Source organism: Clostridium sp. JN-9 (genome assembly GCF_004103695.1).
Classification (GTDB): Bacteria; Bacillota; Clostridia; order Clostridiales; family Clostridiaceae; genus JN-9.
Genome location: NZ_CP035280.1, coordinates 1,742,946 through 1,769,074, shown reverse-complemented (window position 1 = coordinate 1,769,074; position 26,129 = coordinate 1,742,946). Strand labels below are relative to the sequence as shown.

The window sequence follows — 26,129 nt, the reverse complement described above, 5'->3', positions numbered from 1 at the left end:
TTAAAATTTATAATATTTTTACAAATATCATATAGGTATTTAGAAGCCTGTCGCTACAGTTTGTACACTAACAGAGTCTACTTGTAATGTAGGCTTTATCACAATTGAGGCTCCTCCTGGAAATGTTATTTGCGGGTTAACACTAATTCCATATTGTGAATGACCATAGGCAAAGCACACTGTACTCGCTGTCGTCTGATAATTTGTTCTTATAGCTTTAGCATGCATATAACCATAAGGAAAATAATCAAGCGCATAAGCACCCTCCATGCTAAAAGTGAAGCCTGAACCAGTTACTCCATTTGATTGATAACCACTTGAGGCATATGTTTGATCTATATATTTGTCTGGATAAACACGAGTACCATTTACTGTCTCCTGTGGAAACCCAACTTCACAGAAAAGATTTTCAACAGGAAAAGCACTATTAGAATCATGAGCGAGAGCTACCGCATCTGTCATAGTAAAATGTGGTGCACTTAACCACTCAAAAAATCCATCAACATCAACATAACCAGTACCAGTACCAAAGCTTGTCACTTGTAATGAGGTCCTTAGCCAACTTGTTACAGGTCCAGGAGTTACAGATGTGCCATTTGATAATAAATTAACTGAACTCATATTATATATTTTATCAGAAAATGCTTTTGCTGCTTCTGATTTTACCTGTTTTAAATATCCAGCTTTATCATATTCTTTTATTTGTATCCTTTTACCAGAAACATTCTTATCATCCTTATATTCTGTAAATTCAACATATTTCTCTGTATCACTTGTTATTGTACCTTGATTGTTTTTATTAATTTTTGATTTCATTTCAGCTATATAATCAATTTTAGCAGAATTTATTTCTGGTTTTGATATTGTTTCAGTTTGTTCTTTTGAATTTTTTACTTCTTCAGCATGTACAAAGGTATTGGTTTTTAGACATGAGGATACCAGGGAGAATAAAATTAAAGAACATGATATTTTTTTTATTATATTTTTATTCATATAAACCTCCGCATTAAAAATATTATTATATTGGAATTTGGTGAATTTTAGTTACAACCGCAATGTATACACATTATCTATAACTATTTTAGATATTCTGCAGAAATATCATTTTATATGCTCGTAGAAATAATGCACGGTGTATTATTCATATTAATGTACCATATTATGTATCAAAATGAAATATTATATTAATCTGTAAGTTAATATAATTAAGTTCTAATATTTAGTAACTATTTATTTTAATGAAAAAGAGGGACTTACCCAAAAGTTGTAGAATAATTATGTATATAATACAATTAGTGTATTATATTAACAAAAACATTAGAGGAGAGTACTGGTATGAACTATGGCATATCGCCTAATTCTACAGGTCTATCTGTCAGTAAGTGTAACAATTGCTATTATGTGAGGTAATATAAAATGTTTAAAAATAATAAATTATATGAATTATTTTCCGGGTTTAAAAAGAAACAAATATTTATATGTATCTTGATTTCTGTTGAAATATCAGTATCAGCCTATATTCCTTTTTTAATTAAAGATTTGATAGATACAATTACTTATAATAATAATATCAATAAAGTAATAAGTATATCTGAAATGTTATTTATAATTACAATATTGCATGTAATTATATTGAAGATTGAAAACTACTATTGGCATAAATTAAGGCTTGAATCTGTAAATTATTTACGGCTAAAAATGTTTGAATCAGCTTTGGTAAAGCCTAAATCTTTTTTTGATAATAAAAGTATTGGCGAAATATTAGCCATGATAATGGACGATACAAGTATAGCAGCGCAAAATATTGTTATTGGAATGCCTATGCTGTTTTCAAATATAGTAAATTTAATAATTGTAGTATGTGTTCTTTTAAGCTTAAATGTAAAGCTTACTATAATTACACTATCAATATTGCCTATCTATATTGTCTGGTTTAATCATTTAAATAAAAAATTAAGGAAGACCAGCAAAAGTGAGCGGGAAAATTTCGGAATGGTAATGAAAGATGCTGAGGAAAAATTACAAGCTGTAGACACAATAAAAGTGTTCAAGATGGAATCATTTATGACAAAAATCTTCAAAAATAAGCTGGACAGCCATTTTAAATATGTGAAAAAGAATCTATTTTATAATAATTTAGGTTCAGGATTAACCAGATTAATTACTTCACTATTACCAATTTTAATATTAACCTATGGCAGCATATTAATAACAAAGAGGCAGCTTTCTTTAGGTGCACTTATAGCATTCTATACATATATGTCAAATATATATGAACCACTATCTAATTTATCAGATTATAATTTAGGATTGCAGACATCTTTAGCAGTCAGTGACAGAATTATTGATTTTTTAGAGTTAAATATAATAAAAGATACCGGTAAAATAAACATAAGTAATTTTAAATCTATAGAATTTAAAAATATGTCATTTGGGTATGAACCTAATAAATTAATTTTCAAAGACTTTAATTTTAAGATAAATAAGGGAGATCATGTGGGCATTGTTGGTAAAAGCGGATGTGGTAAAAGTACATTTTTAAAATTACTGCTTGGAATGTATCCTGCAAATAGCGGCCAGATATTAATTAATGATATTGACATAAGAGATGTTAATATATCATCTTTATATTCTATGATCTCTATACAAGAACAAGTTCCATTTATTTTTGACGGAACTCTTGAAGAAAATTTAGTATTGAATTCACCAATAAAAAGAACATTCTTAAATAAAATAGCTGATGCAATGAAGGTGTCTGAAATAGGAAGTTTTAATAAAAAAATATCACTTTCTAATTTATCAGTTGGACAAATGCAGAGAATATGCATGGCTAGAGCACTTCTTAAAAATTCAGAAATCTTAATTTTTGATGAGCCTACTGCAGCCTTGGATTTGAATTTGGAAAAGCAGATTCAAAACAACTTAAAATATTTAACTAGTGATAAAACAGTAATATTAGTAACGCATAGAACTGAGCTGCTAAAGGACTTTAATGTGATTTTAGACCTGGAATATATTATAAATGGTAAATCAAAAAATGTTTGATTATATTCATCAAAAGCTCGCATAATTAAATAATATCCAGAAAAATCGTTTACTTTATATAATTTGTTTATGAGTTGTAACTATATAGCTTTAAATTGTATAATTCATTAAAATATGGCATTTAACATTGTGCCGTTTTTAGTAGTACACTTTAACTAATAGGAAATTTCCTTTAACTATTATAACTTTAAAGTTTCTATTTTCATTTAATAACTTATATTTATTCAAAAAGTGTAAAAAGCTTTACAAAAACAAATTGTATGAGGGGGTAAGTTGTTTGAAAAATGATTCTTTGTTTAAACCTATTAAAATAGGTAAGGTGGAAGTAAAAAACAAGATTTCAATGGCACCTATGGGAGCTTTTGGACTTGTTGATAATGAAGGATGCTATAATCAAAGGGCTGTTGACTACTATGTAGAAAGAGCCAAAGGTGGTACAGGTCTTATTATTACCAGTATTACAAAAGTTGAAAACGAACTGGACAAAGTTGTACCTGGTATAATTCCAACTGTCTCAGTAAACCCTGGAAGGTTTTTAATGACTTCTTCAGAAATGACAGAACGAGTTCATGCTTATGGCTCAAAAATATTTTTACAGTTAACAATGGGCTTTGGACGAAGTGGCGCACCTGGAACACTTTTAGCAGCTCAGCCTGTTTCTGCTTCAGATATTCCAAATTATTGGGACCCAACTGTTACCTGCAGGGCACTTACAACTTCAGAAGTAGAATGGGTAGTACAAAAGTTTATTGAAAGTGCTGCTATTGCAAAAAAAGCTGGATTTGATGGCGTGGAAATACATGCAGTACATGAAGGATACCTACTTGATCAATTTACACTTTCAATATTCAATAGAAGGACAGACAAATATGGTGGAGATTTACGAGGAAGACTTGAACTACCTATAGAAATAGTACAAGGAATCAAAGCTGCAGTGGGAGAAGATTTCCCTGTTGGCTTAAGATATAGCGTTAAAAGCTGCATAAAAGACTGGAGACAAGGTGGACTTCCAGATGAAGATTACGTTGAAAAAGGACGTGATTTAAAAGAAGGACTTGAAGCTGCAAAAATTCTTGAAAAAGCAGGATATGATGAACTTAATACAGATGTAGGAACATATGATGCATGGTACTGGTCTCATCCTCCTGTTTATCAAAAAAGCGGATTATATCTTCCATACACTAAAGAATTGAAGAAAGTTGTAAATATTCCTGTTATAGTAGCAGGAAAACTTGGAATACCTGAGGATGCTGAAAGAGCTCTTGATGAAGATGCTGCTGATATGATTGGACTTGGAAGACCGCTTCTTACAGATCCATACTGGCCTAAAAAAGTTCTTACAAATCATCCTGAAAGAATTCGTCCTTGCATTGGCTGCCATACCGGATGCCTTGGAAGGGGATTTGAAGGAAAGCCAATAAGCTGTGCAGTAAACCCTGCTGTTGGAAGAGAAAGATATTATGAAATAAAACCTGCTTCTGAATCAAAGAAAGTACTTGTAGTTGGCGGGGGGGTTGCAGGAATGGAAGCTGCTATAACTTCTACAAAGAGAGGTCATAAAGTTACAATTTATGAAAGTACAAATGAATTAGGCGGGGAAGTCATTCCAGGTTCAGTACCTGATTTTAAAACAGATGATAGAAGATTAATAGCTTGGTACAAAAATGAAATTAAAGAACATAAAATTGACGTAGTTTTCAATACAAAAGTAACAGAAGAACTAGTAGAAAGAGAAAAACCTGATATTGTTATTATTGCAACAGGTGCAAAAGAAATTAGGTTAAGATTACCAGGCATAGAAAAAGATAAAGTTGCAACAGCAGTTGAACTTTTAAATGGAACAAAGAAAGCCGGCGAAAATATACTTATGGTAGGCGGCGGACTTGTTGGATGTGAAACAGCTCTTTATCTTGCAAAACAAGGTAAAAAAGTTACAATTGTTGAAGCAAAGGACAGTATATTAAATGCTGGAAAACCAATTCCACATATGAATAAAATTATGCTTTTAGATCTCCTTAAGAAATATGATATAAAAGCTATTGTAAATACATCGTTACTTGAAGTAACTGATGATGGTGCTGTGCTAATTGACAATAAATTTAGAAAGCAGAATATATCAGCTGACACTATTGCAATTGCTGTTGGCTTTAAATCTGATAGGGAATTATACAACAGGCTTCATGGAAAAATCGCTGATTTGTATTTAATTGGCGATGCATATCAACCTGCTAATATAATGGATGCTATCTGGAGTGCTAACGAAATTGGGCTTAACTGCTAAATAATAAAAATTTAATAGTTATAAATATAAAGGATTGATAATAGATTGAAACCTTATGCAAATCTATCATTAATCCTTTATTTTAAATAGTGAACAAAAAGTAAAGGTCAGTGTAAATCCGCAGATAATTATAAAAATATATTTTAACTGGGCTAAGCTTTCAGGCATTGTATTCACCAATATTTTAATTATTAAATACACCAGAAGTCCCACTAAAAAATATACCATTATGTTTGATAGTGCAAAATCAGGGTTACATTTTTTAAATATTTCATTAAAATTTAATACTAAAATAGTACTTCCTGTTATGATCATGGATATGCCATAACCATAAATATTTATTGATGGAATTCCTGTAAGTATATAAAGCAATATTACTTCTTCAATTGAAACTATTAATGAATTTCTTAAAATAATTTTCTGTTTGCCAAAGCCATTTAGTATCCCATATGTTACTGAACCAACATATATTATAGGCGCACACCAGGAAATAAAGCTTATGTATTGTCCTAAATCATTTCGATTGTATAGCATTATTCCTAATTCATTTGGAATGCTTTTGCATATTGCTAAGGATGCTATTCCAAGTGTAAAAGCAATTTTTACAACTTCTTTTATTCTTTCTTCCATAGCAAAATAATCATTTTTGCTAATACTTTTTGCTAAATCAGGCACCAGTATTGTGGCAATAGAAGTAACTACAATTATCGGGAAAAAAATAATAGTTGAGGACATTCCTTTAAATTTTCCTATCATGGATAAGGCTGTTGAATAATTAAAACCTGCACTTACTAGTCTTCTTGGCACAACTAAAGCTGACAGGGCAGATAAAATAGTAGTTAAGAATCCATTTAAGCAAAGTGGAAATGATATTACTATAACGTCAAATAATAATTGTATTTTATCACTGGACTTAGAAGGATTATAAATTTTATTGTTTCTGTTTTTAATATAAAAAATATATAGTAAAATAAGGCTGATTAATTCACCAATGGTTAAAGTTACATATGCAGCAGTTACTGTTCCATTTAGTGTTTTTACAGAAAAAATTTTTATAATTAATATTATAATTAAAATCCTGCATGCTTTTTCACAAATGTCAATAATTGCAGGAATTTTGACCTTAGATATTCCATAAAAGTATCCCTTCAAAATTGAAGACAATGCAATAAAAATCATTGCAGGGCACATAACTTTAACTGCTTCCGTGGTCCTGCTGTCTTTTATAATATAAACACTTATATAATAAGCATTGAAGAACACCAGTGCTGAAATAAATAATGACCACATAGAATCAAATATTAAAGCTGCATCAATTGTTTTATTTAGATTGCCATAGTCCCTTTTACTAAAGTAACCTGCTGCTATCTTGGATACAGCTGTTACCATACCGCCGCATATAAGGCAGATGAAAAGATCATATATTGGCATAACTAATCCATAAAGGCCTAACCCTTCAGCTCCCAGCTCTTTGGAAAGTACAATGGAAAAGATAAATCCAAAAACTCCGGTAGTTAAGTTTGAAGTGGTAAGAATAAGCGAGTCCTTAAAAAAAGAGTCCTTTCTCATAAAATTTAACCTCAATTTATTTATATTAGTGAAAAGTCTTATATTATAATTATGAGTGTATTCAGCATTATATTCGTAACCAGTTTTGAACATGGTTACGTTATATTTTGAAGATGTGATATAATTTAAGCGATATTCGAAGGGGGAGTACTTAATGAAAAAATTATACTGTGAAATCTGCGGTATGGAAATAAACATAAATAACTATGATTTTAACAAAAATGCTTTGATTCAAAATAATTCTAAGGAGGTTATTTTGTCTTGTCCATTTTGTGGTGTTTCAAATAAATATTTAAGTGATGATAAATTAAATATGGTTAAAGCATTAAATATTGATAATGCAGCAATAAATATATTAGATAAAGCTGTGAAATTAGAAATATTTAATGGAGACTTTTATAAAAGGGCTTCTATATTAGCTAAGAGCCAAAAGGTAAAATCATTATTTCAGCAATTATCAAGAATTGAATATATGCATTCACGAATACATATGAATCTTGGCGGCTTTAAAGTCACTCCTGTTTTAAATCAGCTTAATTATGATAAGTATAATTCAGATGAAATGCTTCTTGAAATGGCAAATAAGAGAGAAATTCATGCAGTTGAATTTTACAGCAGATATTTTTCTGAAGTTAATGATGTGAATATAAAATATGTATTCAAAGCTCTGCTAAATGTTGAGAAAGAACATATAATACTCACTATATAATTTCATTTAGTAAATCACTATTTAAGCGAGCAAAAATACTGATGCTTCTACAGTTTTTTGAGAAGCTTAAATAGCTGATTTACTTTGAAATCTATTTAAATAATGCAATTGCCCTCATAAAAAATAAAAAGTAATTATATATTTAAATATATGATAAATTTATTTTGGAGGGAAAATGAAAAAAATAGTTAAATACAGCATTATATTTTTATGTATAGTGCTATTAACTTTAGTTGTTAAAATAAAATGTATACCTAATAATACTGATATCATTGTACATGATAAAAATATACACTGGGACATAGTTCAAAAGGGATTAACTGGTGCATCTGATTTTACAGAAGATGAAAAAGGCAATCTTTATATAGCTTATAATAACAGAATTGATATTATTTCAAACAATGGCAGCAGTTATACTCTTATTAAAGTTCATAATATTAATATTTCAAGTATTGAATATTATAAAAATAAGTTGTATTATTGCGGTAATACCAGATTATATTGCTATGATCTTAATAATAAAAATAACTCAGAGCTGTTAGGTTCAATACCTAATTATGGGGATTACAATAAAAGTATAATAAAGATCTATAAAGATATTTTATTTCTTTCAATAGGCAGCGTTACTAATTCTGGCGTTGTGGGGGAAGATAACAGATGGCTTAGGGATTACTCATTTTATTATGATCTTAGTCCAAAAGAATTAGTGCTTAAAGGAATTAACTTTAATAATAATAAAACAGGTGCTTTTGTACCCTATAATTCAAAAAGTGTTCAGGGACAGGTGATACCCTCACACTTTCCAGGGAACAGCTCTCTGGTATCATATAATTTAAAAAATGGAGAAGCTGAAACATACGCATGGGGAATAAGAAATTTTCAAGGTCTTGACATTGACAGCAGCGGAAAAATATTTTCTGTAGTTACAGGTATGGAAGATAGAGGCCTTAGACCTGTTAAAGGGGATAATGATTATATATATGAAATAAAAAAAGATATCTGGTATGGATTTCCTGACTTCAGCGGGGGAGATCCCATAACCAGCCCAAAGTTCAAGGATGATAATGGGAAAGGAGTACCATTTATACTGGCTATTCACCCTAGCAGTAATCCTCCCGCCCCCCTGTACCAAAGCGCAGGTGTTTCTGCTTTAAAAGGACTTTGTATTGACAGATTTAATGTTTTAGGTGATAAAGATTCCAAATATTTATATGACAAAAATGGAAATAAAATAATATCATTAAATAAGCGGGGTGCTGTTAATGACAAAATTAGTTTACATGGTTCTCAATTGGTTAATATGAAATTTACGAAGGATAAAATGATGGTATTAAGCTCAAGTGGTGTAATGTACAAGTTAACCAGGATAAACAGCGCTTCCTTGTATAACAATATTAATATTATAATTTTTATACTTATAATATCAATTTTGGGAATACTACTGATTGTAATTCCAAAAAAAAATAAAAATAATTAGGGGAGATACATATGAAAATGGGAATTGAGAGTACTTATGGGAAGGCAATGAAAGGTATTATGTTTGCCGTTAATCCATTAAAAAAGAAGATTTTAAAAACTTACTGCACTGTTCATAAATTTATAATAATTCAATCTATAGAAATATTAAAAAATGATGGTTATAAAGAAGAATATGAATTTTACAGAAACCATGTAAATTCATTAAATAATGGAGTTACCTGGGCAGATCAGGATTTTAAAAGTTCAAATCATTTTTATCACTTTAGCTTGGGTAGGGGGCTTTACGGCTTTTCGGATGCAATGACAGAATGTAAAAAATACTACAATAGGTCTGAAAATTATTTAAAAGCAGGAGATGTAAATAAAAGTTTATTTTATCTTGGTGCATCCTGTCACTTAATTCAGGATGTTACTGTTCCACAGCATGTTAATAATAAATTATTAAAAAGCCATAGAAAATTTGAATTATGGATAATAAGCAGATTATTAACTGATTATTCATTTGTTGCTGAAAAAGGAGCAGTACGATATAACAGCATAGATGATTATATAAAAAACAACGCTCTTATGGCAAACAGCGTTTATCATAAATACAGTTCTGTACCAAATGTAAATGAAAGATATGGTAAAATGGCTGCAGTAATTCTTAAGGAAGCTCAGATAACTACCAGCGGCTTCTTAATTGACTTTTATGAAAAGAATAAAGAATTATTATAATATGAGTTAAATCCATCCATTTTTGGAGGGATTTATTTTTTTTTATAGAATACTATAGTTATATTTACGTATCTATTTATATTATGTAAAAGAGGTGCCATTATGATAAAGCAGTTTCTCCCTTTAGAAAATCATGATATATTTATTAATCTTGAAAAGGAAATCTTTAAGGGTAATATATTGGATGTGGGACTTGATAATTATGGTATAATATATAGTATTGTTAAAAGTTATAATGATAATATTAACGTTGACTATATAAATGGACATCATGATAAAAATAGAATAGAAGAAAATTATTATGATAGCTGCATATTGTTTTTTACAATTAATAAAATTGTATCAAATATTAATAAAAAACATTTTATAAACGATATTGCAAAGTATTTAACAAATAACGGTAAAATTTACATCTGGGATATTAATAAGAGCTTTGGAAAACTATTTAAGGGTAACCTTAAGATTGCAATGCCTAAAGGAGAAATAAAAAAGTTTAAATTAAATAATTATAATTTTCTTTCAAATAATTCATATAAAAATGTAATGATCTTATTAAAAAATAATTTTAACATTATAGATTCTCAAAGTTCAAATGATATTTACTATATAAAAGCTGAAAAAATAACCAAAGGGAAGGAAGAAAGCAATGAAAGTACTATTAACAGCCATTAACTCAAAATTTATACATAGTAATCTGGCCGTTAGATATTTAAAAAAGTATACTGACAATCTGCCATATGAATGTGAAATAAAGGAATTTACCATAAACGATAGAAAGGAAAAAATACTTCATCATATTATTGAAAGTAAACCTGATATTGTGGCTTTTTCATGCTACATATGGAATAAGGAATATGTTTTATCCATTTCAAGGCTGATAAAGCTTATAGATAACAATATTAAAATATTATATGGGGGCCCTGAAGTATCCTATCACTGCCAGGAATTTCTTAAGGAAAGCTCAGCTGATTTTCTTGTTGAGGGTGAAGGTGAAGAAACTTACTTTGAATTTATTAACAGTTTAATTTCATCATCTAATTCAGATAATACCGAAGTATTAAATAGTTTAATAAAAATAAAAGGCTTATATACCAAGCTTAATGATAAAATCTTTTATGGCGGGAAAAGAGAATTAATGGATATTAATAAAGTAAAATTCCCATATGATTCATTAGATGATCTTAGCAATAAAATTGTTTACTATGAAGCATCAAGGGGCTGTCCTTTTAATTGCATTTACTGCTTGTCTTCAACTATTCATGGAGTGAGATTTTTATCATTAGATAGAATAAAAAAGGATTTGATGTTCTTAATAAACAAGAAAGTATCTTTAATTAAATTTGTAGATAGAACATTTAATTGTAATCATGAATTTGCCTATGAGATATGGAAGTTTTTAATTAATGTAAAAACAGACACATGCTTTCACTTTGAAATATCTGCAGATCTGTTTACTAATGATGAAATTGAATTATTAAAAACAGCTCCAAAGGGCAGATTTCAATTTGAAGTTGGGGTTCAGACCACTAATGATAATATTTTAAAAAATATAAATAGATATGTAAAGTTTGCACAGATAAAAGAAAAAGTTTTAGAATTAGAAAAACTTAAAAACATTAAGCAGCATTTGGATTTGATTGCCGGGCTTCCTGGAGAAAACTTACAGTCATTTAAAAACTCATTTAATGAAGTTTACAGCATATATCCTGAAGAAATCCAATTAGGTTTTTTAAAGGTTCTTAAAGGATCTGCCATGGAAGATGATGCATCAAAATGGGGAATAGTATATTCGCCATATCCTCCCTATGAGGTATTAAAGACTAATGATTTAAGCTACTCAGAATTAATAACACTTAAAAAAGTAGAAGCTATGGTTGATAAATACTATAATAGTGGCAAATTCAAAAATATATTAAAATATTTCTGCTCAAAATATGAAAATTCCTATGATTTTTACTATGATTTATCTGTATTTTTTGATTCCAAGGGATATTTTGATAGAAGTATTACAGCTAATGATTACTACAAAGTTTTCTTAGAATTTAATAATGAAGTTTTAAATGATAATACTTTATATGTAAATGAATTAGTAAAATTTGATTTCTTATTGTATAACAGGAAAAAACTTATGCCGGAGTATTTTACCAGAAACCTTAGTAAAAATCAGGAAAAGGAAATCATAAAAACTATTGAAAATCAAGGCATGGTATTAGAAAAGACATATTTTATTGAAAAGTTTTTTATAGATGTAAAAGGCTTTATGGAAACATCAGAAATTAAAGAAAAAAACTGCTATTATATTTTTAAAAATCATGGTGAGTTCATTGATTTAAAAATATAGTATAATTTTTATTTATAGAATTATTTACTTTCTATAAAGTAGTAGTATAATATGTATGTAGTACATTTTACTGTATTAAGTATTATATTTTATAATTTATTTTAGATGTAAAGTATACAGCTATTTAAGGAGGTGATATTATGGCACTGGAGGCTATTGAAGAAATTAAAAAAGCTGAAATACAAGGTGAAGAAATCATTTCTAAGGCAAAAGCAAGAAGCAGAGATTTAATAAAATCAGCAAATGTAAAAATGGAAGCAGAATACAAAAAAGTTATTGAATCTGCTGAAAATCAATACAATATTATTATGCAGGATGCTGAGAAGGATGTGGAAAAAGAATCCACTCCAATATTAAATGATGGAAAAGATAAAGTAAATGAAATAACAAATATTCAAAAGGAAAGATTTAACAATGCAGTAAATATGGTGGTTGAAAGGATAGTGAATATGAATGGCAATAGTTAAAATGAAAAAATTTAATCTATTTACCTTTGAATCACTTAAAGAAGGATTACTGGAGGAGCTGCAGAAATTTGAAGGTGTTCAATTTACCAGTATTCAATTAAAGAAAGAAAATAATTACGATTATTTAAAAGCTGACAGTGAAGATAAATCCATATCTGAATTAGAAGATGAAAAGTCAAAAATTAAATTCTGCATAGACTTAACTAATTCATATATAAAAAAAGATAAGGGATTGAAAGCACTTACAAAGGAGAAAAAATGCTTCACAATTGATGAACTTAAAAAAATAACAGATAGTTCAAATTGGAAGGACACTTACAATAATCTTAAATCTCTGGAAAATCAAATTAATGATATAAAAAATCAAATTACTGCAATAAATGTGGAGCGTAACAATTTAACACCTTGGAAAAACTTTAATGCTTCTTTTGATGATTTAAAAGCAATAAAAACATGTAAATATTTATTTGGAGTAATATCAAAAAATTCTTATGAAGAATTTAAAAGCTCATTGAACAATAAATATGACAAAGTGTACATGGAAGAATTAGGCGAAAATAAAGATGGATTTAACTTATTTATAATTTATCATAATAGTATATCAGTTCAGGTAGAAAATGACTTGAGAAATTCAGGATTCAGCATAGTAAATGTAAAATGCAGTGGAAATGTTACAGATTCAATGAATAGTTATAATGAAAAGATTAAAAAACTAGCTTTAAAGAAGGAGAATTTAGAATCTGAAATTAAACAGACAGCTTCTTCTTCTGAAAAACTTCAATATATATATGATTATTACGATTTCCAATTAAATAAATTCACCATTTGCAATAACTTTTTAAAAACAGATAAGGTAATTGCTATGGAAGGCTGGGTTCCAAAAATGAATATAGATCAGTTCCAGGATATTTTAGATAAGATACTTGGAAAATCATATTACATTGAATTCTCTGATCCAACAGAGGATGACACTGTACCTATTTTATTGAAAAATAATAAACTTGCAGAGCCATACGAATTGATAACAGCTATGTATAGTCTCCCATCTTATACAGAGGTTGATCCAACACCAATAATGGCACCATTTTTCTTTATCTTTTTTGGTATGATGCTGTCTGATTTTGGTTATGGTTTGGTAATATTTATAGCTTCACTACTAGCTTTAAAACTTTTACCCCTTGAAAAAGGTGCAAAAAAATTTATGCAGTTATTTTTAAGCATAAGTATATCAACTATGTTTTGGGGTATTATTTATGGAAGCTATTTTGGTGATGCTACAAAGTTTATTACACCAGCAGGAATAAAACCTTTATGGCTGGACCCAGCTTCGGATCCATTGTCTGTTTTATTTATTGCAGGTATAATGGGCATAATTCACATATTTACAGGCCTTGGAATAAAAGGATATATGCTTATAAAAAGCGGAGATATATTAGGTGCTGTTTTTGACGTTGGCTTTTGGTATTTTACGCTTGTCGGCTGTATTTTACTGTTAGCTGGAGCTTCAACTGGTATGGCAGGCTTAGTAACAGCTGGTAAGTATCTAGCCATAATTGGTGCTGTAGGTTTAGTAGCAACCCAGGGCAGGTCAAATAAAAGTTTCTTTGGTAAAATTGCTGGAGGTTTATTTGGATTATATGGTATTACAGGATACTTAGGAGATGTATTATCATACTCAAGGCTATTAGCACTAGGCCTTGCCACAGGGTTAATTGGATCATCCTTTAACCTTATGATAAGACTTTTAGGCAGTGGTGTGGCTGCATTGATATTTGGCATTATAATTTTTGTATGCGGTCATATTTTTAACTTAGCAATAAATGCACTTGGAGCTTATGTTCACGCCTGCAGATTACAATATTTAGAGTTCTTTGGTAAATTTTATAGCGGCGGGGGAAAAGCATTTTCTCCATATAAAAGCAGAGATAGATACATTAACATTATAAAAGAATAGGGAGGATTATTATTATGACTTTTAAAACTTTTTTAGACTTTTTAACTCAAAATGGCGGAATGATATTTGCATTACTGGGGGCAGCGCTGGCTACAGCACTTCCTGGAATAGGTTCTGCCAGAGGTGTTGGAATAGTTGGTGAAGCTGCTTCAGGATTAATAACAGAGGATCCTGAAAAGTTTGGACAATCACTTATACTTCAGGTTATTCCAGGAACACAGGGATTTTACGGATTTGTTACAACTTTAATAATATTAAATAAGATAGGCATATTAGGCGGAGGAGCTAAAGATGTTGCCTTAGCACCCGGATTCCTTATATTCCTTGCATCACTTCCAATAGCATTAGTAGGATGGAAATCAGCTATTTCTCAGGGTAAGACAGCTGCAGCTGGTATTTCAATTTTAGCTAAAAGACCAGAGCATATGTTTAAAGGAGTTCTTTTTGCAGCAATGGTTGAGACCTATGCTGTTATAGCTCTTGTTACATCAATAATAATGATAGTTGGAATAAAACTTTAACTTATATTTACTAATAACTGTAAGGGAGGATTCTTCCGTGTCTGATTTAAATAATTTAACTTCAAAAATTATTGAAGATGCAGAAAATACTGCAAATGATATAATTGAGGAAAGTAAAAAAGAAGAAAAAAGAATTTCTCAAAGCTTTACTGAAAAAGGTGAGGCTGAGAAAAATAAAATATTAAAACAGGCTCACATTGATGCCGCAGCTAAGGCAGAAAGAGCTATTTCAAATACCAAATTAAAAGTAAGGAATGATTTATTAGAAGCAAAGCAGAATCTGATTTCTAAAGTATTCAGTACTGCTTTGGATAACTTATATAAAATGTCTGATATTGAATATAAAGAATTTATGAAAAATTATATACTTGCACTGGATATTCAAGGCGATGAAGAAATATTCATAGAAAATAAAAGGCAAAATATTATTTCAGAAGATTTTATAAAGGAACTTAATAGTTCACTTATAAAAAACAATAAAAAAGGTGAACTAAAATTAGGCTCAGTTAACAGAAATATAACAGGCGGTTTTGTCCTTGTAAAAAATGGTATTGAAATAAACTGTACTTATGAGTCTCTTCTGGAATACTACAGGGATGACCTTGAAGGTAAAATTGTTGAAACTTTATTTCATTAAGGAGGCATAGCTGTACATGGAAAATGAAAAATATGCTGAAGCTGTTTCAAGAATAAGGGCAATGGAAACCAAGCTTTTTGATGAATCAATGTTAAATAAACTCATTGAAATTCCATCTCCTGAAGAAGCAGTAAAATTTCTTCAAGAAACAGAGTATGCCAGTGAAATGCAAAATATAATGAAAGTGCAGGATTACGAAATCATATTGTCAAAGGAATTAAAAAAATTATATGATTTTTTGTATAAAGCAGTACCAGATAAAGATTTAGTGGACATTATGGAATTAAAGTATGATTATCATAATATAAAAACACTATTAAAGGCTAAAGCATTAAATAAAAATTATGATTATTTATTAATTAAGGTAAAACCTGATTATACGGATAAAATTGTATCATCTATGCAAAGTGATAATTACAGAGACATTCCCAAAATAATGGGAGAAGCTATACAAAAATCCTATAGTGAATTTTTAACTGCTAAAGATCCTCAGGTTATAGATATAATTATTGACAGCTATATGTATAAACATATGCTTATTAAAGCAGAAAAGTTAGGGGATTCTTTTATAACAGACTTTGTAAAATTAAATATTGATTTAACAAATATTAAGACCTTGCTTAGAGTTAAAAATCAAAATAGGAACAGGGATTTTTTAAGTATGGTTTTGATATCAGGAGGAAAAGTTGATAAAGATATACTGCTAAGCTGCTTAAATGAAAGCATTGAAAATATTGTAAACAAACTCATGTTTACTGATTATGGGAACATTTTAAAAATGGGCCTTAAGGATTATGGTAAGGATAAGAAACTTAATAAATTTGAAAAACTATGTGATAACTATACAATGGATTATCTAAAAAAATCCAGATATATAAGTTTCGGACCAGAGCCTGTTTTAGCATATATTTATGGAAAAGAAAATGAGATAAAATCTATTAGGATAATTTTAGTAGGCAAAATAAATAAGGTTCCTGCAAATATTATAAGAGAAAGGCTGCGTGAGGCATATGTATAGAATAGGAGTAGTTGGAGATAAAGATTCTGTGCTGGCCTTTAAATCAATTGGTGTAGATGTATACAATGTAACTAATTATGAAGAAGCAAGAAATACTGTGGATAAAATGGCAAAGGAAGGATATGCCGTTATATTTATCACAGAACAGGTTGCTAAAGAAATTAATGAAACAATTGAAAGATATAATAGAAAAACACTTCCTGCAATAATACTGATTCCAAGTAATCAAGGAAGCTTAAATATTGGAATGCAGAAAATAAATGATAATGTTGAAAAGGCAGTTGGTGTGAATATACTATAGAAAGGCAGGTAAGTAAGCTTGAACACTGGTAAAATAGTAAAAGTATCCGGACCTTTAGTAGTAGCCGAGGGAATGGATGATGCTAATATATATGATGTTGTAAGAGTTGGAGAAAAACGTCTTATTGGAGAAATAATTGAAATGAGGCGGGATAAAGCTTCAATCCAGGTATATGAGGAAACAACAGGCCTTGGACCTGGTGACCCAGTGGTAACAACTGGTGAGCCATTAAGTGTAGAACTAGGCCCAGGGCTTATAGAATCAATATTCGATGGAATTCAAAGACCATTGTCAGAAATCAGAGCCAAGACAGGTGATTTTATAACAAAGGGAGTAGAGGTTCCATCATTAAACAGGACTAAGAAATGGCAGTTCACTGCTTGTAAATCAATTGGAGATACTGTTATTCCAGGAGATGTTATAGGAACAGTAGAAGAATCACCTATTGTTTTGCATAAGATAATGGTGCCAAAGGGCATTGAGGGAAAAATAGTATCCATTGAACAAGGTGAGTTCACTATTGAAGATATAGTTTGTACGTTAGAAACCAAGAATGGCACTAAGAACTTAACAATGATGCAGAAATGGCCTGTAAGAAGAGGCAGACCTTACACTAAGAAATTAAATCCAGTGGAGCCTATGGTTACGGGTCAAAGAGTTATTGATACATTTTTCCCTGTTACCAAAGGTGGTACTGCCTGTGTTCCCGGTCCCTTCGGAAGTGGTAAAACTGTTGTCCAGCATCAGCTTGCAAAATGGGCAGATGCTCAAATTGTAGTTTACATAGGCTGTGGTGAAAGAGGCAATGAAATGACAGATGTACTTAATGAATTCCCACAGCTTAAAGACCCTGAAACTGGAGAACCACTGATGAAAAGAACTATACTTATTGCAAATACTTCAAATATGCCCGTTGCTGCAAGAGAAGCTTCCATATATACAGGAATTACAATAGGAGAATATTTCAGGGATATGGGCTATTCAGTTGCATTAATGGCAGATTCAACTTCCAGATGGGCTGAAGCCTTAAGAGAAATGTCCGGAAGGCTTGAGGAAATGCCTGGAGAAGAAGGATACCCAGCATATCTTGGATCCAGAGCAGCTGAATTTTATGAAAGGGCAGGTAAAGTGAAATGCCTTGGAAATGACGGAAGGATTGGTTCATTAACTGCCATTGGAGCAGTTTCACCTCCAGGTGGAGATCTATCTGAACCAGTAACTCAGGCTACTTTAAGAATAGTTAAAGTATTCTGGGGATTAGATTCAAATCTTGCCTATAGAAGACATTTCCCAGCTATAAACTGGCTTGAATCCTATTCTTTATATTTAGATAAAATAGGAAACTGGATAAATGAAAATGTGGCAAAGGACTGGACAGAAGTAAGAACAAAGGCTATGACACTGTTACAGGAGGAGTCTAATCTTCAGGAGATTGTAAGGTTAGTTGGAATAGATTCTCTTTCAGAAGAGGATAGATTAAAACTTGAAGTTGCAAAATCAATCCGTGAAGATTATCTGCAGCAGAATGCATTCCAGGAGGTAGATACTTACTCATCACTTAAAAAACAGTATAAGATGCTGACTCTTATTATAAAATTTGGAGAAGAATCTGCCAGGGCTCTAAAGGCAGGAGTATACCTGAAGGATTTATTAAACCTGCCTATCAGGGATAAGATTGCCAGAACTAAGTATATATCTGAAGAAAATATAGATAAAATTGATGATATAAATAAAGAATTAACAAAAGTTATAGATGAAGCTATTAGTAAGGGAGGTCTTAATAATGCTTAAAGAATATAAAACAGTAAGAGAAGTTGTAGGCCCGCTTATGATGGTTGATGGTGTAGAAGGTGTAACCTATGATGAATTAGTTAAAATTCAAATACAAACAGGAGAAATAAGACGTGGAAGAGTACTTGAAATCAATGGAGACAAGGCGATGGTGCAGCTTTTTGAAGGCTCCGCTGGAATTAATTTAAAAGGCAGCAAGGCAAAATTCCTTGGGCACCCATTGGAATTAGGTGTATCTGAAGATATGCTGGGAAGGGTATTTGATGGACTTGGAAGGCCTAAAGACGGCGGCCCTAACATAATACCTGAAGAAAAACTTGACATTAATGGCAGTCCTATAAACCCAGTTGCAAGAGATTATCCATCTGAATTTATACAAACAGGTATTTCTGCCATAGATGGTCTTAATACTTTAGTTAGAGGGCAGAAGCTTCCTGTTTTTTCTGGAGCCGGACTTCCTCACGCTGAATTGGCAGCACAAATTGCAAGGCAGGCAAAGGTTTTAAATTCTGACTCTAAATTTGCTGTTGTTTTTGCTGCAATAGGTACTACATTTGAAGAAGCACAATTTTTTATTGATGATTTCACAAAGACTGGAGCAATTGACAGATCTGTTTTATTTACTAATCTGGCAAATGACCCGGCAATTGAAAGAATAGCTACCCCTAGAATTGCATTGACTACAGCTGAATTTCTAGCCTTTGAAAAAGGAATGCATGTACTTGTAATTTTAACTGATATGACTAATTATTGTGAGGCATTAAGAGAAATATCTGCTGCCAGAAAAGAAGTTCCAGGAAGAAGAGGTTATCCTGGATATTTATATACTGATCTTTCTACAATTTATGAAAGAGCTGGCAGAATAAGTGGAAGAGAGGGTTCCATAACACAAATTCCAATTTTAACTATGCCAGAGGATGATAAAACTCATCCTATTCCTGATTTAACAGGATATATAACAGAGGGTCAGATAATACTCAGCAGGGAACTTTACAGAAAAGGTATTATGCCTCCTATAGATGTGCTTCCATCATTATCAAGACTTAAAGATAAAGGTATCGGCAAAGGAAAGACCAGAGAAGACCATGCTGACACCATGAATCAGCTTTTTTCAGCTTATGCACAAGGGAAGCAGGCTAAAGAATTAGCAGTTATTTTAGGTGAATCTGCACTGTCAGATAGTGATAAGGCTTTTGCAAAATTTGCAGATGCTTTTGAAAAAGAATATGTATCCCAGGGTTTCCATACTAACAGGACAATTGAAGAAACATTAGATCTGGGATGGAAATTACTAAAACTGCTTCCAAAGAGTGAATTAAAGAGAATAAGGGATGAATATTTAGAAAAATATCTCCCAAAAGATGATAAATAATTTAAAAGGATGAGTGAACCACATGAGATTAAATGTTAATCCAACAAGAATGGAGCTCACCAAGCTGAAAAAAAGACTGTCAACTGCAGTGAGGGGTCATAAACTGTTAAAGGATAAGCAGGATGAATTAATGAGAAGGTTCATTGATTTAATAAAAGAGAATAACAGCTTAAGAAAAAATGTTGAAAAAGAGCTAACAGCTTCTTTAAAAGACTTTTTAATAGCAAGATCATTAACAAGTCCTGAATTTTTGGAAGAGGCAATAGTATATCCAAAGGAAAAAGTTTCAGTGGAAGTTTCAAAGAAAAATATAATGAGCGTTAACGTTCCGGTTATGAATTTTAAAAGGGAATCTGACAATGAGAATGGTTCAATTTATCCATATGGATTTGCCACCACTTCTTCAGAATTAGATGACGCAATTGAAAAACTAAATAATATACTTCCAAAATTATTAAAACTTGCTGAAGTTGAAAAAGCATGCCAGCTTATGGCAGATGAAATAGAAAAAACCAGAAGGAGAGTAAATGCTCTTGAATACATGACTATTCCTCAGCTGCAGGAAACCATTAAATATATTCAAATGAAGCTTGATGAGAATGAAAGAGGCAGTCTGACAAGATTAATGAAAGTTAAAAGTATTATGCAGGAAAGACAAAATATATAAACTAAACACACTAGAGGAGGTAACACATGGCAGTGAGAGATATTTTAATTGTTCCAGATAAAATGCTGAAAAGAGTCAGCAGAAGAGTTGATAAATTTGATGATAGTACTTTAAAGCTGGCAGAAGATTTAAAAGATACTTTATATTCAACTACAGGGATAGGTGTTGCTGCTCCCCAGATAGGTGTATTAAAAAGAGTAATTTATATTGACCTGAGAGATGATACTGAGCCAGTTCTTTTGATAAATCCCAAAATTATTGCAAAGTATGGTAAAGAAGACAGCATAGAGGGCTGCCTTAGTTATCCAGGATTTGAGGGTGTTGTTGAAAGACCTAAAAAAGTTAGAGTTAATGGCTTTAATGAGGAAGGAAAAAAAGTTCAGTACTCAGCAGATGGATTGCTGTGCAAAGCCTTTTGTCATGAAATTGATCATCTTAATGGTATAATATTTTTAGACAAAGCAAAAAAGATTTACAGGGAAGATTCATAAATGTATGTAAATAAACTCCTGGACTCCAGGAGTTTATTTTATTTAAATATAAAAGATACTTTACAAAACTCCATGTACAATGTATACTACTGTATATACAGATGTTTCGGAGGTGTAAAATGAAAGATATAAAAAAATTAACTTATTCAGCTTTATTAACGGCCTTATCAATTGTTATTCCATTGGCATTTGGATTTTTAAGAATTCAATTAGGACCATTTACTGCAACATTAACAGCACATGTACCATTATTTTTATCCATGTTCTTAGGACCTGTAGCAGCTGTAATGGTTGGCGTAGGATCCGCATTAGGCTTCTTAGTATCATCACCAGCTGTAGTTGCAGCAAGAGCATTTATGCATACCTTTGTTGGTTTGGCAGGTGCTTTAATGCTTAGAAGGGGAATCTCCTTCAAAACTGTCATTGCTTTAACTGCACCAATACATGCTATATTGGAGGCAATAGCTGTAATACCTTTTGGTTTTACAATGTACAAGGTTCTTGTAGTTGTAGGAACTGGAACTCTGCTGCATCATATTGCAGATGGAGTTATTGCAGCTGTATTAGTACAGGCATTAAATAAAAGTTTAAATCTGGATTTGGCAAAATCCTTTAAATGATCTTCAGAAATGGAGATCTTTTTATTTGTTTACTAATAGGATAAAATAAAATGGTTGACATTAATATATAAAAAAACTAAAATTAAGTTTTGTTATATATTATTTATCATGTGGTAAATGAGGTGAAATAATGGCTATTGATGAAAAAGAATTTGCCATTGAGAAAAAACGATTTGACGATACTGTAACATGGATTGAAAATGAAGCTGAAAAAATTGAAAAGGAAGACTTTGAACTTCAAAATAAAGTTAAAGAACTTAGGAAGGAAAGCAAGGGCAGATATAGTGAAGAACTTGAGACTAAGGAAAAATTATATAATATTACACATAAAAACTTTGAAAAATATATAGATGCAAAGTCAAGCCCATACTTTGCCAGAATAGACTTTAGAGAGTATAGAAGAGATGTAGAGACCTTCTATATAGGTAAATTTGGATTAGGAGACATTGAAAATGGCGATGAAAAGGTAATTGACTGGAGAGCACCAATTGCAGATTTATATTACAGCGGAACTTTTGGGGACTGCTATTATAAAGCGCCAAAAGGTGTGGTCAGTGGTGAACTAAGTTTAAAGAGAAAATTTCTGGTTAGAGATTCTAAACTAAAAGATGCCTTTGATGAAGGAATAAATGAAATAATCTTAAAATCTGGTGACGGTAATGAAAATGCATTAGTTGATGAGTTCCTGCGGATAAATCTGGAGGAAAGCATAAGCACTAAGTTAAAAGATGTTGTTGCTACAATCCAAAAAGAGCAAAATGAAATAATAAGAGCAGATAAAAATGGAGCCTTAATTGTGCAGGGATCTGCAGGCTCTGGCAAAACCACAGTTGCACTGCATAGACTGGCTTATCTGCTTTATAAATTTAAGGATAATATGAGTGGAAAGGATATACTTGTAATTGCCCCAAACAAGCTGTTTTTGGACTACATTTCACAGGTATTGCCTGATTTGGGTGTTAATTCTGTTAAGCAGAGTACATATGAGGATATTGCATGCGAAATACTTGGAATAAAGCCTAAAATTTATACAAAAGATACTAAACTTATAAGCATTCTTGAAGGCACCAATTCAGAAGAAAAAAAGTATATTTTAAATACAAGTAAATTTAAGGGATCTCAGTCCTTTAAAGTTATTATAGATAGATTTATAAGATACATGGAAAAAAATGATGCTGATTCCATTGAAGATATTAAAGTTGATGATTATACATTATTTGACAGCAAAGAGATAAAGAGATTATTTGTAAAAGATTTAATTAATCTTCCTCTAAACTCCAGGAAAATGGAGATAAAAAGATATCTCAAATTAAAGCTGGATGATAAAATAGCATCTCTTCTGGATAAAATAGATTTTACTTTTGAGTACCAGATAAGCAGAGTTAAGAAAACCTATGAAGATACAATAGAAATGAGAAAAAAATTAATTGAAGTATATGATGAAAGAGATAAGAAAAAGTCACATATATTGAAAGAATCCAAAAAATCTTTTGAAGATTATTTTGAAAAATGGTATCAAATTAATACTTCCTCATTATATCAGGACTTTTTTAATAATCAGGTTCTATTTAATGAAATTACAAACAATGAAATACCAAAAAAATTATATGATTACATGAGGGAAAAATTAAATGAAGATTTGAATAATGGCATTATTGATTGTGATGATTTAGTTCCCATGCTGTATATCAAATTAAAAATTGAGGGTGTACCTGAAAAGTATAAATATAAACACATTGTAATTGATGAAGCTCAGGATTACAGTTTTTTTCAAATTTTTGTACTTAAGGATATAGCAGTTAATAATTCTTTTACAATAGTAGGTGATATTGGTCAGGGCATTTATTTTTATAAAGGAATTGATAACTGGGATAAAATATTAACAAATGTATTTGACAACAAAGGTAAATATACTATATTAACGCAAAGTTACCGTTCCACAATAGAAATTATAAACTTTGCAAATAAAGTTCTGAAAAAGCAGAATAACAGCCTTAAACCAGCTGTACCTGTACTTAGGCATGGTGAAATGCCTAAAATAATTGAATTTAAGACTAATAAAGATTTTTGTAGTAGAGTAGACAAAATAGTAGACTTTATCCATAGCAATGGTAAAAAAAGTGTAGCAGTAATAGGAAGGACATTTAATGAATGTAAAAAAATCAGAGATTATTTAAGGAAGAATAGCAGTTTCAAATGGGTTTTAATTAAAGGTACTGACAAAACTCTTACTTTAGATAATATTATTATTCCATCATATATGACAAAGGGATTAGAATTTGACTGTTCAGTAATATATAACTGTAATGATGATAATTATAACGAAAATGAATTGGATAAAAAACTTCTCTATGTTGTATTAACAAGATCGCTGCATTATGAATACATATTTTATAATGGTAATTTGTCTCCATTGATAAAATAATTTATATATTAGAAAATTTGCTCAACTTGTGTATTTTTTATTGATTGTGTTAAAATATAAATAATATAACACACAACATAAGGAGGAACTTGTAATGGCAGTAGAAAAACTAAAAGACAACATATACTGGGTAGGTGTTAAGAACCCGGAATTAAAAGTATTTGACATTATTATGGAAACCAAAAAAGGAACTACATACAATTCATATTTAATAGATGATGACAAAGTAGCCATAATAGATACTGTTAAAAATGGATATTTTGATGAATTTAAGGAAAACATAAAAAGTATAATAGGAGAAAGAAAAGTTGATTACATAATTGTACAGCATACAGAGCTGGATCATAGTGGCTCATTGGCACAACTTATTAAAACGTATCCTGAAGCAAAAATTATTGCATCGAGAGCAGCTAATATATATATAAAGGATATTATTAACAGTGATTTTAATGGTGAAGAAGTTCCAAAAGAATTAAGCCTTGGAAAAACTACTTTGAAATTTATACAGGCACCAAATCTGCACTGGCCTGATACAATGTTTACATATGCACAGCAGTCAAATGTTTTATTTACCTGTGACTTTTTAGGATGCCATTTCTGCCCTAAGGGAAGAATTACTGACAAATGCACTGATGATTATTTTGAGGAAATGAAACATTATTTTGATGTAATAATGGGACCTTTTAAGAAGTTCGTAATTATGGGACTAAATAAAATAAATGATTTAACAATTGATATTGCAGCCCCAAGCCACGGCCCTATTCACATTGGTAATGTAGGTACCTACATAGATTTATATAAAAAGTGGTCTCTTTTAAGTATTCCTAAAGAAAAGAACATTCAGATATTTTATATTTCAGCTTATGGAAATACAGAGGAAATGGGAAGATACATTGCAGATAAAATAAATGAAAAAGGTATAAAAGCCGAAATTCATGAAATTACATCCATGAAACCAGATGAAATAACTTCCCTTATAGAAGGTGCAAATGGAATTATAATTGGATCTCCTACAATAAACCAGGATGCAGTTAAGCCTGTTTGGGATGTTTTATCCACTGTATGTGCCATAACCAATAGAGGAAAGACAGCAGCAGCCTTTGGATCATATGGCTGGAGCGGTGAAGGTGTGCCAATGATTACTGCTAGATTAAAATCTTTAAAATTTAAAGTTCTTGAAGAGGGACTTAAATTTAAATTTGTACCAAGTGAGGAAGACTTCAAAAGAGCTGACAAATTTGTGGATGAATTTTTAAATTTAAAATAAATATAAATTATTTTTAGGAGGATTTGTATGGATAATGATGCTATAATAGAAATTCTAGAGGATAATGGTATTGATGATATAGAAATAATTGATACCAGGGATAACATTATAGTACTTAGATTCTTTTATGACTTTGACGAAGATGAAATTAAAGCAGCCAAGGCATATGCAAATGATATGAGTAAAGATAAAAATAATGTTAAGTCATACACAGAGAATTTTATAATTCCATATTTAAGTGACATAGCAGTTGATAACGTTGGAGACATAATTGAAGATATTATGGAAGATCTTCACATTGAAGCACAATTTATATCTTATGACATTGATAATGAAGATTATACTTATAACGAGTTTACTGCAGTTTTTTATGAAAAAAATATAAAAATTGACTTTGATAAGATTTTAGAAGAATTAAATCTTTAAAAATATGCCCACCTTGTTTTTAACAATGGTG

Annotated in this window: 23 protein-coding genes; 21 read left to right on the top strand and 2 right to left on the bottom strand. The window is 30.6% G+C overall.

Annotated elements, in window-relative coordinates:
* Positions 1-39: 39 nt before the first annotated feature.
* Positions 40-993: a hypothetical protein gene (locus EQM05_RS08500; RefSeq protein ID WP_128749643.1), complete on the bottom strand. Its 954-nt coding sequence runs from the start codon at positions 991-993 to the stop codon at positions 40-42.
* Positions 994-1,416: 423 nt separating this feature from the next.
* Here EQM05_RS08500 and EQM05_RS08495 point away from each other — a divergent pair, with 423 nt between their 5' ends.
* Together EQM05_RS08495 and EQM05_RS08490 are read left to right on the top strand one after the other, a co-directional pair.
* Positions 1,417-3,045, top strand: coding sequence for an ABC transporter ATP-binding protein (locus EQM05_RS08495; RefSeq protein ID WP_128749642.1), 1,629 nt, complete (start codon positions 1,417-1,419; stop codon positions 3,043-3,045).
* 277 nt (positions 3,046-3,322) lie between these two features.
* Positions 3,323-5,326, top strand: a complete 2,004-nt coding sequence (locus EQM05_RS08490) for an FAD-dependent oxidoreductase (protein WP_128749641.1) — start codon at positions 3,323-3,325, stop codon at positions 5,324-5,326.
* Between the two features lie 69 nt (positions 5,327-5,395).
* On the opposite strand, the gene spoVB is transcribed toward EQM05_RS08490, so the two are convergent.
* Complete coding sequence (gene spoVB, locus EQM05_RS08485; protein WP_128749640.1) at positions 5,396-6,895, bottom strand: stage V sporulation protein B; 1,500 nt, start codon at positions 6,893-6,895, stop codon at positions 5,396-5,398.
* Positions 6,896-7,049: 154 nt separating this feature from the next.
* On the opposite strand from spoVB, the gene EQM05_RS08480 reads away from it, so the two are divergent.
* The 19 genes from EQM05_RS08480 to EQM05_RS08390 all read left to right on the top strand — a co-directional run bounded on the left by EQM05_RS08480 (position 7,050) and on the right by EQM05_RS08390 (position 26,098).
* Positions 7,050-7,604, top strand: a complete 555-nt coding sequence (locus tag EQM05_RS08480) for a ferritin family protein (protein WP_128749639.1) — start codon at positions 7,050-7,052, stop codon at positions 7,602-7,604.
* Between the two features lie 175 nt (positions 7,605-7,779).
* A complete protein-coding gene (locus EQM05_RS08475) occupies positions 7,780-9,081 on the top strand; it encodes a hypothetical protein (protein ID WP_128749638.1) in 1,302 nt (433 codons plus the stop codon).
* Positions 9,082-9,092: 11 nt separating this feature from the next.
* Positions 9,093-9,800, top strand: coding sequence for a zinc dependent phospholipase C family protein (locus EQM05_RS08470; protein WP_128749637.1), 708 nt, complete (start codon positions 9,093-9,095; stop codon positions 9,798-9,800).
* 102 nt (positions 9,801-9,902) lie between these two features.
* Entirely contained in the window at positions 9,903-10,472 is a 570-nt protein-coding gene (locus EQM05_RS08465; RefSeq protein ID WP_128749636.1) for a class I SAM-dependent methyltransferase, read from the top strand.
* Entirely contained in the window at positions 10,447-12,141 is a 1,695-nt protein-coding gene (locus tag EQM05_RS08460) for a B12-binding domain-containing radical SAM protein (RefSeq protein ID WP_128749635.1), read from the top strand. The genes EQM05_RS08465 and EQM05_RS08460 overlap by 26 nt, the downstream gene beginning before the upstream one ends.
* A gap of 140 nt (positions 12,142-12,281) precedes the next feature.
* Complete coding sequence (locus EQM05_RS08455; RefSeq protein WP_128749634.1) at positions 12,282-12,608, top strand: ATPase; 327 nt, start codon at positions 12,282-12,284, stop codon at positions 12,606-12,608.
* Complete coding sequence (locus tag EQM05_RS08450; RefSeq protein ID WP_128749633.1) at positions 12,595-14,562, top strand: V-type ATP synthase subunit I; 1,968 nt, start codon at positions 12,595-12,597, stop codon at positions 14,560-14,562. Before EQM05_RS08455 ends, EQM05_RS08450 begins: the two co-directional genes overlap by 14 nt.
* 14 nt (positions 14,563-14,576) lie before the next feature.
* The gene (locus tag EQM05_RS08445) at positions 14,577-15,083 is read left to right on the top strand and encodes a V-type ATP synthase subunit K (RefSeq protein ID WP_128749632.1); all 507 of its coding nucleotides are present in this window, start codon (positions 14,577-14,579) and stop codon (positions 15,081-15,083) included.
* A 37-nt stretch (positions 15,084-15,120) separates the two neighbouring features.
* Positions 15,121-15,720: a V-type ATP synthase subunit E family protein gene (locus tag EQM05_RS08440; RefSeq protein ID WP_128749631.1), complete on the top strand. Its 600-nt coding sequence runs from the start codon at positions 15,121-15,123 to the stop codon at positions 15,718-15,720.
* 16 nt (positions 15,721-15,736) lie between these two features.
* On the top strand, positions 15,737-16,738 hold the full coding sequence (locus tag EQM05_RS08435) for a V-type ATP synthase subunit C (protein ID WP_128749630.1): 1,002 nt from the start codon (positions 15,737-15,739) through the stop codon (positions 16,736-16,738).
* Positions 16,731-17,039 carry a V-type ATP synthase subunit F gene (locus tag EQM05_RS08430; RefSeq protein WP_128749629.1) on the top strand — a complete coding sequence of 103 codons (309 nt, stop codon included), beginning with the start codon at positions 16,731-16,733 and terminating at the stop codon, positions 17,037-17,039. The genes EQM05_RS08435 and EQM05_RS08430 overlap by 8 nt, the downstream gene beginning before the upstream one ends.
* An 18-nt stretch (positions 17,040-17,057) precedes the next feature.
* Positions 17,058-18,830, top strand: a complete 1,773-nt coding sequence (locus EQM05_RS08425) for a V-type ATP synthase subunit A (protein ID WP_128749628.1) — start codon at positions 17,058-17,060, stop codon at positions 18,828-18,830.
* Entirely contained in the window at positions 18,823-20,202 is a 1,380-nt protein-coding gene (locus tag EQM05_RS08420) for a V-type ATP synthase subunit B (RefSeq protein WP_128749627.1), read from the top strand. Before EQM05_RS08425 ends, EQM05_RS08420 begins: the two co-directional genes overlap by 8 nt.
* A gap of 22 nt (positions 20,203-20,224) precedes the next feature.
* Positions 20,225-20,869: a V-type ATP synthase subunit D gene (locus EQM05_RS08415; RefSeq protein WP_128749626.1), complete on the top strand. Its 645-nt coding sequence runs from the start codon at positions 20,225-20,227 to the stop codon at positions 20,867-20,869.
* 26 nt (positions 20,870-20,895) lie between these two features.
* On the top strand, positions 20,896-21,360 hold the full coding sequence (def, locus tag EQM05_RS08410) for a peptide deformylase (RefSeq protein ID WP_128749625.1): 465 nt from the start codon (positions 20,896-20,898) through the stop codon (positions 21,358-21,360).
* Between the two features lie 119 nt (positions 21,361-21,479).
* Entirely contained in the window at positions 21,480-21,980 is a 501-nt protein-coding gene (locus EQM05_RS08405; RefSeq protein WP_128749624.1) for an ECF transporter S component, read from the top strand.
* A 130-nt stretch (positions 21,981-22,110) separates the two neighbouring features.
* Positions 22,111-24,405, top strand: a complete 2,295-nt coding sequence (helD, locus tag EQM05_RS08400) for an RNA polymerase recycling motor HelD (RefSeq protein ID WP_128749623.1) — start codon at positions 22,111-22,113, stop codon at positions 24,403-24,405.
* 94 nt (positions 24,406-24,499) lie between these two features.
* Positions 24,500-25,672: an FprA family A-type flavoprotein gene (locus EQM05_RS08395; RefSeq protein WP_128749622.1), complete on the top strand. Its 1,173-nt coding sequence runs from the start codon at positions 24,500-24,502 to the stop codon at positions 25,670-25,672.
* Between the two features lie 27 nt (positions 25,673-25,699).
* On the top strand, positions 25,700-26,098 hold the full coding sequence (locus EQM05_RS08390) for a hypothetical protein (protein ID WP_128749621.1): 399 nt from the start codon (positions 25,700-25,702) through the stop codon (positions 26,096-26,098).
* The last annotated feature ends 31 nt before the right edge of the window (positions 26,099-26,129 follow it).